Here is a 13,317-nt window from a genome sequence, read left to right as displayed (position 1 = left end):
ATCCGCCCGAGCCGGGACTCAGCGGCCAGTATGTGGAACTTGCGGCGCGCTCTGAAAAGCCATGTGGCACGCGCTTAGCGGACTAGGGATTGAATATCCGCTCCCCGCCCAGCATCCCAACCGAGCTTCGACGCCAAATGCCGGTAATCGCGAAATCGGGCGCGGCAGAATTCGGGCTTTGCATCGCCCGCCATGGCCCCAGCGGCATGCCCGTTGAAACCGAACGCCCTCGAGCACGCATACTAGCGCCATGGAATTAACCTTCATCGGCGGCGCGGACGGCGTCACGGGCTCTGCCAGCCTGCTTACGGATACGCGCCTGGGGCTGCGTGCGCTTGTGGACTGTGGTGCCCATGCCGAGCGCGAGCTGATGCGACCCGACGGGGCGCCGCGGCTGGGTTTCGATGCGCGGGCGTTGAGCTGTGTCTTTTTGACCCATGCGCATCGCGACCATTGCGGGCGGCTGCCGCAGCTGCATCGGGCCGGGTTTCGCGGGCCGGTGTATTGCACCGAAGCCACGGCGGCGATGACGCGTATCGCGTTGATGGATGCCGCCAAATTTTCGCGCGAGTACGACGCGGACGATGTCGAGATGATCGATTTCCAGCCGCTCGATCGCCGTGCCGACTTCAACTTCGGCCAGCCCATGCGGCTGCACGGTGTCGCGGTCACGTTTCACCGCAGCGCGCATATCCTGGGCGCGGTCGCGCTCACGATTGCCTGGCGCAGCCGTACGAGCACGCGGCGATCGATCTGTTTCAGCGGGGATATCGGTGGCAATACGCCGGCCAACCCGTATCAATCGCTGCTCGCCGGTCAGCAAACGCCCGGTGCGGTGGACTATATGGTGGTGGAGTCGACCCGCGGCGCCGAGCCCGCGCGACCGCCGCGCTATAAGTCGGCCGCCGGTCGCGAGACGGCATGGGCCGACGTGTTTGCCGACAGCGACGCACGCGGCGGCGGGCCGGTGGTGGTGCCCTGTTTTGCGATTCATCGAGCGCAGGAACTGTGGTTCGATCTTCATCGGGTGCTACGCCATAGTGCCGCCGGTGCGCCGGATGCGGCCGGTCGGCCCCGCTGGCTGTCGATGGATGCCCCGCTGGCGGCGCGGATGACCGAGGTCTATGCCGAGCTGCTGACGCGGCGCAGCGAGCAGGGCGCGCAATCGCCCTGGCGTAATCCGACATTGGCGGATCGGCTGGGCCTGGCCGACGAGGCCGCGGTCGATCGGTATCTCGTTGAACTATGGGCGCGGGTCGGCCGTAACAGGGCGCCCGGCGGCACGCTGCGTGCGATGCACGACCCCGAGCTGTCGCGCGTGGTCGCGCTGGCAGGCAGCGGCATGTGCGAGGGTGGGCGCATCGTGGATTTCATTACCGACCAGATCGGTAACCCCGCGGCCACGATCGTGCTCTGCGGCTATGCGCCGCCCGAAACCGGTGCGGGACGACTGCGGCGCCTGATTGCGGGCGATTGGCCAAGCGATACGCCCCTTGTGCTCGGCAAAGCCCGTATCGACCCCACCCGTATTCAGGCCCGCCTTGTGGATTTGGGCGACTATTATTCCGGCCATGGCGATATCGATGCGCTGTGTCGGTTCGTATTCGAAATCGATGAGCCGGCGCCGGCGGCGACCGTGTTTCTCAACCACGGAGACAGCGCGATGCGTGCGGGCCTTGCTGACGCATTGCATGCGCGCGCGGCGATGAAGCGGCCGCACGATCGGCCGCTTGCCGACATGGTGCTGCCGGCTACAGGCGAGCAACACGATCTCGACGCAGCGGACCAGAACGCCCAGGCGATACGTGCACGCCTGCGTGCGCAGGCGCTGGCCAGCCTGCGCCGCGCAGAGTAGCGCCTGGGGCGGGCTGCGAGCGGTGGGTACTCGTGGGTATTGGCTGATTGAGTAGCGGCCGGTGGATCCCGGTATGCGACGTCAGACCGTGCATGAAACGGGTCGATCAGGCCCTGCCAGCCGGCGCATTCGCTCCGGCGCGGCCCGTCCGGCAATCAATGAGCGCGGGATACCAGGGCGGTATCCACGCGCGCGGCCGGTCGGGTCGAGAAGCTGGATGGCCCCCGGCCTCGGCGGCTGTCGAGCGCAATACGCAAACACGGCGTACTAGCGCGCATCCGGCTCCGGGTCGTGCCAGGCGATCCGCCCCAAACCGGGCCACTTGATCGCCAGGTCGGCCGGATCAATGCCCCAGACCAGCCCGAACAGGTTGATCTCGATGCCTTCCTCGCGGGCGGCCAGTATGCCGAGCGCGCCGTACAGCGATAGCTGATAGCCGGTGGCGCTGGGCGCTCGCGCGAACACTTTGGCCTCGAGATAATCCTTGCCGATCGCAGTGGGCGGCAGCTCGACGGCAAGGGCCGGCACACGGCGTATCAGCCAGGCAACGAAGGTATTGCTGTTCGGGCCGGGCCATATTCGATAGACGTCGTAAGGGTAGGCTGCCACCGCCGCTTCGATTCGAGTGATGGCCGTGGCCGCCTGCGCGCCGCGCAGATCGAGCAGCAGCTTTGGTGTGGCACCCACCCAGCGGCGATCGGGGATATCGGTGCGCGAGCTCAAGGGCGGATGGTTCCACCCGGCCACCTGATGCACCGTATAGCGATCGGCGCCGGCCGCCTTGGTGGCCACCCAGGTGTGTACGGCAAAGATGCCGCGCCAGCTGAACGCGCGTGCGGCGTAGACCTGAACCACGGCCCGCGGTTCGCTGGCGGGCGACGGCGCCAGCTGCGCCGAGCTGCGATCGGCATCGCGCCAGCTCTGGCCCATACGCAGTTCGTCGCTGGCGAGCATGAGCACCGGGCCGGATACCACGAACACTATTGCGGCGATGAAAACGAGCAGCGCGCGTTTCATGTGCCGAGCGTCTGCATGTTGATACGGCATCGCCTGTGCGCAGACGCAGGAACGCGGTCGGTCGAAAAATTCGTCATATGCCGTCTGTATGCCATGTCGTACGTCCACTGGCCAGCGCCCCACGGCCGGTATGCAAGGGATGACTCAAGCCCGGTCGTGGTAATGCCGATAATTATTGATCTGCCTTGATCGCCTGCCTCCATGAGTCGTCCGTGTCCGCCCGCCAAGTCGAGCCGCCCGGCGAATGCACCCTCGCAGATGGCGTCCGTCGCCGAGCCGCTGGTGCCGCTGGAGCCGTCCGGTCGCTACCGGCTTTCGCGTTGGCGCGCGGAGTTCGTCGAATGCGACACCGAGCAGCGCTATCGGGGTCATGTCGAAGCATCTCTGGCGGTCTATGTCAGCCATGCGCTCGTGGTCTGGGGCGTGCTGTGGCTGTTCTTCGGTCTGAGCGATTACTATCAGTTCGGCCTGTCGTTCATGCTTGGCTGTGCCTGGGCTGTTCGGCTCACCCTGTTCTGTGCGTTGCTGGCCGGGGCCATACTCGTTCGGCGAAGGCCGGCGCTTGCCACTTCGGGTGTGGTCATGACGGCTGCCATGCTGCTGGGCATGACTTCGTTCTTCGGGCTGTATTTTGTCAGTCCCGACGAGCATATCCGCTGGCTTGCGGCGGTGACCATGACGTTGATCATCGAACTGTTCGTGCTGCTTCCCAACCGCGTTATCTACACGGTCGGCGTGGCCGTCTATGCCATCGTGGGTACGCTGGTCTGCGTTGCGATCAATATCAGCGAAACCACCCCGTTAAGGATGATCATTCTCGCTGAGCTGCTGCTGATCCCAGCCATTTCCGGCTGGTTTGCCGCCCAGCGATTCGAAATCACGCGCCGACGCGAATTCATGGCCCTGGAACAGGCGGAGGCAGAAATCGAACGGCGTACGGCCCTGGAGGTCCAGCTCCAGAATCAGGCCCTTACCGACCCGCTGACCGGTGCCTGCAACCGCCGTGCCTATGCGAGTGCGGCGCAGCGCGAGATGGCCACGGCACGCGCCACCGGTCGGCCCTTATCGTTCGTGATGCTCGACCTCGACCATTTCAAACGCGTCAACGATACCCACGGCCATGCCGTGGGCGATGCCGCGCTCGTGGCCACCGCCGAGCTGTGCCGCGACGTACTTCGGTCATGCGATATCTTTGGCCGCCTGGGCGGCGAGGAATTCCTGATCATCCTGCCCGATACAGACCACGCCACCGCCTGTGGCGTTGCCGAGACGATACGCAGCCGTCTGGCCGCCAGCGGGCGGGTCAACGGTGCTGCCGACCTGCGCCTGACTGCAACGCTGGCCGTCACCGAACTTGGCCCCGACGACGAACATCTGGACGACGTGCTGCGTCGGGCCGATGCGATTCTCTACAGGGGCAAGAACGCCGGCCGGGATCGTGTTCAGACAGCGTGAGTAGGGCCCCCGCGACTGATCCGCGCCGAGCCAAAATTGATCGAGATCAAATAGCGGCCGTGTCGACACCGCTAACCTGCGTGGTTCATATCATCGCGGACGTACGTCATGGGCTCATCGCTGTCTTTCGACCTGGATCTGGTGCGCCGCTACAGCGGTAGCGGCCCCCGTTATACGTCCTACCCCACCGCGCCGCATTTTTCGGCGGATTTCGGCGAAGCTGCCTATCGCGAGCGCGTGGCCGCGAGCAATGCCGTCGGCGGCCCGCTGTCGCTCTATCTGCATCTGCCTTTCTGTTCGAGCCCCTGTTTCTACTGTGCCTGCACCCGGGTGATCACCCGCCAGCCACAGATCATCGACCGCTACGTTACCGCGTTGCGCAGCGAGATCGCCCTGCAGGGCGGGCTGTACGATGGCAATCGCACGGTATCGCAGATGGCCTGGGGCGGCGGTACGCCGACCTATCTCACGCCGGCACAGATGACCGCCCTGATGACCGATCTGAACACGCATTTCGATCTCGATACGAGCGATGCGCGTGAATTCACCATGGAAATCGATCCACGCACCGTGGATACCGACTCGATCGGCCTGATGGCGGCCCTGGGCTTCAATCGCGCCAGCCTGGGGGTACAGGATTTCGATATCGACGTGCAGCGGGCCGTGAACCGGATCCAGTCCAAGGATCAGGTCGCCCGCGTGCTCGACGAACTGCGCCGCGTGGGGTTTCAGTCGGTCAATTTCGATCTGATCTACGGGCTGCCGCGTCAGTCGGTGACGGGCTTCAATGCCACGCTCAGCGAAGTCATCCTGCGCCGGCCCGATCGCATCGCGCTCTACAGCTATGCCCATATGCCACAGCTGTTCTCCGCCCAGCGCCAGATTCACGACGAGGACATGCCCAGCGCCGAAACCAAGCTTGCCCTGATGGCGCTGGCGATCGAACGGCTGACCGCCGCCGGCTATGTCTATATCGGCATGGACCATTTCGCGCTGCCCGACGACGAACTGGCCGTGGCCCAGCGCGAGGGGCGGCTGTATCGCAATTTCCAGGGCTATTCGACACACCGCGGCTGCGATCTCGTGGGCATGGGCATGAGCGCCATTTCCAGCGTGGCCGACAGCTACAGCCAGCACGGCAAGAGCATTCCGGATTACCAGCAGGCGCTGGCCGAAGGCCATCTGCCGGTTCAGCGGGGCGTACATCTGAGCGACGACGATCGGCTGCGCCGCGACGTGATCCAGGGCCTCATGTGCCATAACCGGCTCGACTTCGCGCCGATCGAGGCGCGCCATGGCATCGTCTTCAACGATTACTTTGCCCGCGAACTCGAATCCCTGCGTGCCCTCGCCGACGATGCGCTGATCAACGTCGACGCCGAAGGGATCGATATCCTCGATCGTGGCCGGCTGCTGCTGCGCCCGATTGCAATGGTCTTCGATGCCTACCTCAAGGCACCCGACATTCCGGCACGCTTTTCGCGGGTGATCTGACCCGGCTCGGTTTCGCGGTTAAGCGGTGCGAGCCGGGACGACGGTCCGGGTCGGTTGCGCCGTAACGCCTTATCCCGAACACTCAGGGTTATCTGGATAACTTCGGGGGTGGCACGGTGATGAAACGTCTGTCTTTAGCTTTGGTGGTCGCGGTCTGTGCGTTCTCGTCGCTGGGGGGGCGGCACGGCGGTGGCCGCCGAGCCCGATCCGATTCGGATCTATGTCGACGAATATGCCGAAGGCCAGGTGATGAGCCATGTGGCCAGGCACGTGATCGAATCGGAATACGATATTCCGGTCGAGCTCAAGATGGTGGCCGTTGGTCCGGCGTTTCTCGGCGTGGCCAACGACGAGCGCTCGCTGTTTCTGGTCGCCTGGCTGCCGCGCACGCACGGTGCCTATATGGATCGGGTGGGCGACAAGGTCGACAACCTGGGCGAGCTGTTCGACGGTGCGCGTCTGGGCTGGGCCGTGCCGTCCTACGTACCCGAGGAACAGCTGGCGAGCATCAGCGACATGAAAAAGCCGGCCGTGGTGGACAAGCTCGGCGGCCGTATCCAGGGTATTTCGGCCGGGGCCGGGCTGATGCAGGTCTCGCGAGAGACGATCGACGGTTACGGCCTGGACGACGACTACCGACTGATCACCGCCAGCAGTGCAGCCATGACGGCCGCGCTCAAGCGTGCGATCGATAACAAGGAATGGATCGCGGTGACCGCCTGGAGCCCGCACTGGATGTGGGAGCGATTCGACCTGCGCTATCTCGATGATCCAGAAGGCCTGCTCGGCGCCCGCGAGCACGTCGACGCCATCGCAAGCCCCGGCCTGGCCGAGAGCGCGCCCGAGGTACACGCCATGCTCAAGCGCATGCACTACACGCTCGAGCAGATCAATACCATGCTCGTGAACGCCGAGCAGACCTCCTACGAAGAAGCTGCCCAGACCTTCATCGACGAGCATCCGCAGGTCATCGCCCAGTGGACGGGCAAGGCATCGACCCAGTGACGGCGCCGTAAACGCCGACGCCGGTCAGGTCATGAGCGGTCGGTTTTCCTGCCAGGGCCAGGTGGATAGCTGAACCTCCCAGGCCTGGTCGCGGCGCCGCGCATAGCGGATGTTGACGGCCAGGCGCTCCTGCAACGCCGCCGTGTCGAGGCCTGCGGGTTCGGCGAGAAGATCGGGGGCGTTGTCGGCCGGGGTGCGGTCATCGATCGCCATGGCGTGGTCGCCGTATTGAAGCCAGCACGGCAGACCGGCGGCATTGCGTTCCACGATCGGCTCGGCGCTGGCAAGCGTCGTCAACCGCCGCCAGATTTCGCGATAGCGCCCGCTCGGGTGGCATTCTTCGAGGGTATCGTCGTCGATGAACCGCATGACGCCGATGTCCTTATCCAGCCCGGGCGACAGATCCACGAGCCGATGCCAGGTACAGAACGGGCCCTGGACGCGGGTGATGCCGGCAAACGCGGTCAGCCCGGCCAGCCACTCGAGCTGATCGCGTCGACAGGCGGCCCGCGATTCAATGCCGGCGAAGTCGGGACGATCGGTCGGCACGCGCAGATCGGCATGCCAGTCGCCGGCCTGCAGCCAGAAAACCTGTGTGGTGTCGTCGACTCGGTCGGGCTCGCCCCGGGCCGGCTCGGCATAAAGGGTGCGCTGCCACAGGCCGTGGTAGCGGGTCGGTACCAGGCTCACGATACGCCGTCTGTCTTGTGGCGGGCGTGCTGGCCCAGGCTGCCGGCGCTACGCGAACCGTCGGGCAGTTCGATCTCGCCTGCAGCCAGGCGTTTCTTGAGATAGTTGAAGGTCTGGATGGTCTGGGCCCAGAGATGATCGCCGGCGGCCAGCGGTTCGTAGTTCGGCGTCTCGCCGTCTTCGAGCAGCTGCGCTAACGGCGCGACTTCGGTGTGGTAGTCGGCGGCGAAGAACAGGGGAAAGCTGTAGCGCTCCTCTTTGACCTTGCGGACGCGGTGCGAGGTGGCGACAAAGGCGCCGTTGGTCCAGATTTCCAGCATATCGCCGATGTTCACCACCAGTGCATCGGCCCGGTAGGGCACGTCGATCCACTCGCCGGCGCCGTTCATGACTTCCAGGCCGGGTGCGGTCGGGCGCAGCAGGGTGAAGCATTCATAGTCGGTATGCGCACCAATGCCCTGGGCATCGGTCGCGCTCGGGTCGAACGGGTAGTGAATCAGACGCAGCTGGCTCGGCGGTTCGGTCACCTGGCCGAGCAGCGTGTTTTGTTCGAGTCCGAGCGCCTGTTCGAAGCCGCCCATCAATGCCCGGCCGACGTTGAACACGTCCTGGTAATAGGCATAGACATCGTCGGCGAAGCCGTCGAGATCGGGCCAGACGTTGGCGCCGAGCATGGGCGTGCCGGCCTGCACATCCGGATGATCGGCCGGCAGTTCGAACGACAGGTCGAAAGCCTCCTTGGCATCGGCCTTGGCTGGGTCCGGCGCTTCTTCGCCGGCCGGTACATAACCGCGATGGTTATCGGACTTGCCGATGTAGTAATCCATCTTGTGTTCCAGCGGCAGCTTGAAAAACCGTTCGGTCTGGTCGAACAACGCCTGCTGGCGCGCCTCGGAAATACCGTGGTTGGTTACGTAGAAGAAGCCGACCTCACGCGCAGCGCGGCCGAGTTCTTCGGCCACGGCCTGCCTTGCAGTCGTATTGCTGCCGAATAACGGGGCGATATCGATGGCGGGGATGGATTCAAAGGCCGTGGGTTGGCGGGTGGTCATTTCAAACCTCTTGAAACGTTTGCGTTCTCATACGTGAGCGGTTGGCTATTTCGGTTCTTCCCATAACGGGTATGGCGGCATGTGAGTTGCCTCCACTCTTGGGGACGCTTCGGCTTGGGGTTTCGCACTGATGTGCGAGTCACTTTCATTTGCTTGTCCAAATGAAAGTAACCAAAGCAAAAGACACCCTGTCTTGCGTCGGCGCTACGCGCCGATGCCCTCCTATCGCGGATCGCGAGCGGGACGGCCGGAAACTCGCTGACGCTCAAACATCCGGCCGCCTTTTTCCGCACGCGATCCGCGCTACTCGGCGCTACGCCCAAGGGGCCAATACAGGCAAGCGTCGCTGGCGCTCGCTCAAGGTCACGTCTTTTGTAGGTCGGATTAGCCGAAGGCGTAATCCGACAGAACGCAGCCACTGCCGGCAGCTTTGTTCGTAGCTGCAACGGCTCAGGACTACGGGCTAATCCGCCTGTATTCAGGCCCCGTGTGAAGCGAACGAGAAGCGCAGGGCCGAAGGGTGTCCGGCGCACTGCGCCGGTGCGGCAAGGTGTTTGAGCATCGCGAAAGCGATGCGAGTTTTTGCCGCATCGCTTCGGCTCGAGCATCGCAGTGGTTCGGCGCGCTGCGCGCCGACGCGTAACCCGGGTGTCTTTTCCTTTGCCTACTTTCGTTTGGACAAGCAAACGAAAGTGGGTCGCGCAGCAGCGCGAAACCAAAGTTTCGGCAAACTCGTGAGTGCCGAAAGACTTGTGGCATCGAAACAGCGGCGTAACCTCGGGAATATCACTATCGCGCTTCCAACCGCGTCGATCTGGGCCCATCTGTGGCAAACGTGTCTTAGAACGAAGTGCGGGAGCGTCAAGCATCGCCCGTATCAACAATCACCACCGGCTGTCCCGCCGCCACGGCCCCGCCTTCAGCAATCGGCAGACGCGCCACAACCCCGGCCTGGCGGGCGACGATCTCGACCTCCATCTTCATGGATTCGACCAGGGCCACGACCTGGCCGTCTTCGACCGCATCGCCCTCGGCGACCTGGAGTTTCCACAGGCTGCCGGACACCGGGCTGTCGACGCCGGTTTCATTGGCGGCGAGTTCGGCAGTTTCGCTGACCTCGGGTGTGTGATCCTCGAAGGTGAACTGGCCGTTGGCCCGCCAGCGCGCCATTTCCTCCTGGAACGCCTGTTCGCGCTGCTGGCGAAACGCGTCGATTTCGTCGCGTACGGGTTCGAGCGCGGCTTCGTGCTCGGCCAACGAAAACTGAACCGTTTCGGTCTTGAGGTCGAAACGCCCATGGATGAACTCGCGCCGAATCTCGGTGAGTTCGTCATGGCTGACTTCGTAGAAGCGCAGCTGGTCGAAAAAGCGCAGCAGCCAGGGATTCTCGAAATGACGGGTTTCGCGGTAGCGATTCCACATCTGCAACGTACGGCCCACGAACTGATAGCCGCCGGGGCCTTCCATGCCATAGACGCAAAGATAGGCGCCGCCGATGCCTACCGAGTTTTCGGCTGTCCAGGTACGCGCCGGGTTGTACTTGGTGGTAACCAGACGCTGGCGCGGGTCGAGTGGGGTGGCCACCGGCGCACCGAGATAGACGTCGCCCAGGCCCATGACCAGATAGCGCGCGTTGAACAGGATGTCGCGAATAGCCTGATGGCTTTCCAGGCCGTTGATGCGTTTGATGAAATCCAGGTTGCTGGGGCACCAGGGCGCATCCGGGCGCACGCTGCGCTGATACTCGTCGATGGCCTCCTGACAGGCCGGATCGTCCCAGGACAATGGCAGGTGCACGACCCGCGATTCGACGGTGAGATCCTCCACGTCGCGCAGTTCGCGTTCGGCGCCTTCCAGATGGGCGAGCAGCGTATCGAGGGCGAGCACGTTGGGGTCGTAGTGGATTTGCAGCGAACGAATGCCCGGCGTGAGTTCGGCCATGCCCTCGAGCGGATGCTCGCGCAGCCAGAGCATCCAGGCATGGGCCCGAAAACGCAGAGCGATATCCAGCTGCATTTCGCCAAATTCGATCAGCAGGAACTCGTCCCCGGCGCGCCGATACACCAGCCGCTCACCGGCGGTCGCTGCATCCAGTTCGCGCAGAATCGGGCTGTTTCGATCCTCGGCGAAGGCCGGTTTGGGCGTTTCGGCGAGCGTTTCCAGCAGGGTTTGCTGGCGCTCGTCGATTGCCCTTGCGGTGGCAAGCGTGACCGACACGAAGCGCACGCTATCGCCGGCGGCGAGCTGGCCGAGCTTCCAGCGTTCGGCGCGTACGGTGGTGGCCGGGCAGACGAAACCGCCCAGCGACGGGCCGTCGGGGCCGAGGATCACCGGCATATCGCCGGTGAAATCGATGGTGCCGAAGGCATAGGCGTTGTCGTGGATATTGGACGGATGCAGGCCGGCCTCGCCGCCGTCTTCGCGTGCCCATTCCGGGCGCGGGCCTTTCAGGCGTACGCCGGTGCGATTGGAATTGAAATGCACTTCCCAGTCGGTGGCGAATATCGTGTCGATATCGTCTTCGGTAAAGAAATCCGGCGCGCCGTGCGGGCCGTAGAGCACGGCGATCTCCCAGTGGCGGCCGGTCTCGTTTGGCTTGCCGTATTCGGGCTGTAGTTCCTTTGCGAGTGCTGCGGGTTCGATCGCCTCCAACGGGGCCAGCGGCAGCACGTCGCCGCTGCGCAGGGCACGCCCCGCATGGCCGCCGAACTGGCCGAGCGTGAACGTCGAACGCGAGCCCAGATAGGCGGGGCAGTCGATACCGCCGCGAATGAGCAGATAGCAGCGCGCGCCGCCCTCGATCTTGCCGAGTTTGAGTTCGGCGCCTTCGGCGACATCCAGCACCTGCCAGTTGTCGACCGGCTCGCCATCCAGAGTGGCGTCGATCGGCGGGCCGGCGAGCACGATTTGGGTGGCGCGATTGAAGCGCAGCTGCGGCCCGGTGAGGGTGATTTCCAGCCCGGCCGCGTCGGGGGCGTTGTCCAGCAGCCGATTGCCGAGCTTGAACGACCAGTCGTCGAAGGGCCCGGACGGCGGCACGCCCACGTCCCAGTGGCCGAGACGGCCGGGCACGTCCTGAATGGTGGTCATGGTGCCGGCATCGAGCACTTCGATGGTCGGCGGTGCCCAGGCCAGATCGGCCAGCCAGCGGGTATGGATATCGGCCGCGGCAAAGCGGTCATCGCGCAGTACGTGGGCCAGCCATGTACGGTTGGTTTCTATGCCGTAGACCGCGCTTTGTTCCAGCGTTTCGGCAAGGCGCGCGCGCGCCGTATCGCGATCGGGGGCATGCACGATCACCTTGGCCAGCATCGGGTCGAACAACGGCGAGACTTCAAGCCCGGCCTCGATGGAATGATCGATACGCAGATCATCACCACTGGGAAATTCGACCTGGGTCAGCAGACCGGCACTGGGGCGAAAATCCTGGTGCGGGTCTTCCGCATAGAGGCGTGCCTGGATGGCATGGCCGCGCGGGCTGAGATCGGCGGTGAGCGCGTCGAAATCGCCCAGCTCGCCGGCGCCGAGGCGTACCATCCAGTCGACGATATCCACGCCGTAAACTTCTTCGGTTACGCCGTGCTCGACTTGCAACCGTGTATTCATCTCGAGAAAGAAGAAATCCTCGCGCTTCGCGTCGTAGATGAATTCCACGGTGCCCGCACTGCGGTAGTTCACCGCTTCGCCCAGGCGCACGGCGGTATCGAGCAGGGATTGGCGCACGGCTTCGGGCAGCGCCGGCGCCGGGCATTCTTCCAGCACTTTCTGATTGCGGCGCTGGGTGGAACAATCGCGCTCGCCAATGGCGGCCACGCGGCCCTGGCCGTCGCCGAAGATCTGAACTTCCAGATGCCGGGCACGTGCGATATAGGCTTCCACGAATACGCCCGCATCGCCGAAGTTACGCTCGCCGAGCCCGCGTACCGAGTCGAAGGCTCGGGCGAGTTCGGCCTCGGTTTCGCAGACCTGCATGCCGATACCGCCGCCGCCGGCGGTGGACTTGAGCATCACCGGATAGCCGATCCGGTCGGCTTCCCGCTTGGCCTCGTCCACGTCGTCGAGCAGCGCCGAACCGGGCACCAGCGGTACGTTCGCGTCTTCGGCGAGTTTGCGCGCCTCGTGCTTCAGGCCAAAGGCGTGCACCTGTTCGGCGGTGGGGCCGAGAAAGATCACGCCGGCCTTTTCGCAGGCGGCGATGAAGTCTTCGTTTTCCGAAAGAAAGCCATAGCCCGGATGGATCGCCTCGGCGCCGGTTTCGGCCGCGATCGCGAGCAGCCGGTCGCGGTCGAGATAGGTGTCGCTCGCGCCGCCGCTGCCCAGCGAATACGCTTCGTCGGCTTCCTGTACGAACAGCGCATCGCGGTCGGCCTCGGCATAGACCGCGACGGATGCCACGCCCAGGGCCTTGAGGCTGCGCTGTATACGACGGGCGATGGCGCCGCGATTGGCGATCAGAACTTTCTTGAACATGGCTCGATTTCGCTCAGGCGCGGGTCGTCCCGCATGTTTCTCAAGGCGCACGAGTCGTCCCGTGGCCGAAGACGGTTATCCGCGAATGAACGCTAACGAGCGCAAATAAAAGGAAGGCCTCTGTCCACAGATTTCACAGATCGCACAGATTCAGGAAGAGTAATAAGGTATTCCTTAACCATCTGTGAAATCTGCGTCATCTGTGGATAGTCGTGAAGGAACGAAGCCGTCGGCGGCGAGGCGTGCGCCGATCCGTTCAGCAGCGCTCTTTCATTTGCG

The 13,317-nt window shown here is 64.1% G+C and carries 8 protein-coding genes; 4 read left to right on the top strand and 4 right to left on the bottom strand.

The window, feature by feature from the left end; all coding sequences use genetic code 11:
* Nucleotides 1-250: 250 nt before the first annotated feature.
* Nucleotides 251-1,855 carry an MBL fold metallo-hydrolase gene (locus tag CMN27_RS05575; protein WP_293624722.1) on the top strand — a complete coding sequence of 535 codons (1,605 nt, stop codon included), beginning with the start codon at nt 251-253 and terminating at the stop codon, nt 1,853-1,855.
* 267 nt (nt 1,856-2,122) lie between these two features.
* Here the strand turns inward: CMN27_RS05575 and CMN27_RS05570 are convergent, their stop codons facing one another.
* Entirely contained in the window at nt 2,123-2,872 is a 750-nt protein-coding gene (locus CMN27_RS05570; RefSeq protein WP_293624721.1) for a DUF3750 domain-containing protein, read from the bottom strand.
* A gap of 201 nt (nt 2,873-3,073) precedes the next feature.
* Between CMN27_RS05570 and CMN27_RS05565 the strand changes: the two genes are divergently transcribed.
* From CMN27_RS05565 to CMN27_RS05555, 3 genes are all read left to right on the top strand, one after another.
* Complete coding sequence (locus CMN27_RS05565; protein ID WP_293624720.1) at nt 3,074-4,327, top strand: GGDEF domain-containing protein; 1,254 nt, start codon at nt 3,074-3,076, stop codon at nt 4,325-4,327.
* A gap of 108 nt (nt 4,328-4,435) precedes the next feature.
* The gene (hemN, locus tag CMN27_RS05560; protein ID WP_293624719.1) at nt 4,436-5,821 is read left to right on the top strand and encodes an oxygen-independent coproporphyrinogen III oxidase; all 1,386 of its coding nucleotides are present in this window, start codon (nt 4,436-4,438) and stop codon (nt 5,819-5,821) included.
* Nucleotides 5,822-5,977: 156 nt separating this feature from the next.
* The gene (locus CMN27_RS05555) at nt 5,978-6,826 is read left to right on the top strand and encodes a glycine betaine ABC transporter substrate-binding protein (protein WP_293624718.1); all 849 of its coding nucleotides are present in this window, start codon (nt 5,978-5,980) and stop codon (nt 6,824-6,826) included.
* Nucleotides 6,827-6,850: 24 nt separating this feature from the next.
* On the opposite strand, the gene CMN27_RS05550 is transcribed toward CMN27_RS05555, so the two are convergent.
* From CMN27_RS05550 to uca, 3 genes are all read right to left on the bottom strand, one after another.
* Nucleotides 6,851-7,516: a hypothetical protein gene (locus CMN27_RS05550; protein ID WP_293624717.1), complete on the bottom strand. Its 666-nt coding sequence runs from the start codon at nt 7,514-7,516 to the stop codon at nt 6,851-6,853.
* Complete coding sequence (locus CMN27_RS05545; protein WP_293624716.1) at nt 7,513-8,568, bottom strand: 2-oxoglutarate and iron-dependent oxygenase domain-containing protein; 1,056 nt, start codon at nt 8,566-8,568, stop codon at nt 7,513-7,515. The genes CMN27_RS05550 and CMN27_RS05545 overlap by 4 nt, the downstream gene beginning before the upstream one ends.
* Nucleotides 8,569-9,429: 861 nt before the next feature.
* A complete protein-coding gene (gene uca / locus CMN27_RS05540) occupies nt 9,430-13,038 on the bottom strand; it encodes an urea carboxylase (RefSeq protein ID WP_293624715.1) in 3,609 nt (1,202 codons plus the stop codon).
* Nucleotides 13,039-13,317 lie beyond the last annotated feature (279 nt).

Origin of the sequence: Salinisphaera sp. (genome assembly GCF_002729955.1) — a bacterium.
GTDB lineage: Bacteria > Pseudomonadota > Gammaproteobacteria > Nevskiales > Salinisphaeraceae > Salinisphaera.
Note: the sequence above shows the minus strand (reverse complement) of the source record. Positions and strands in the feature narration are given on the sequence as shown.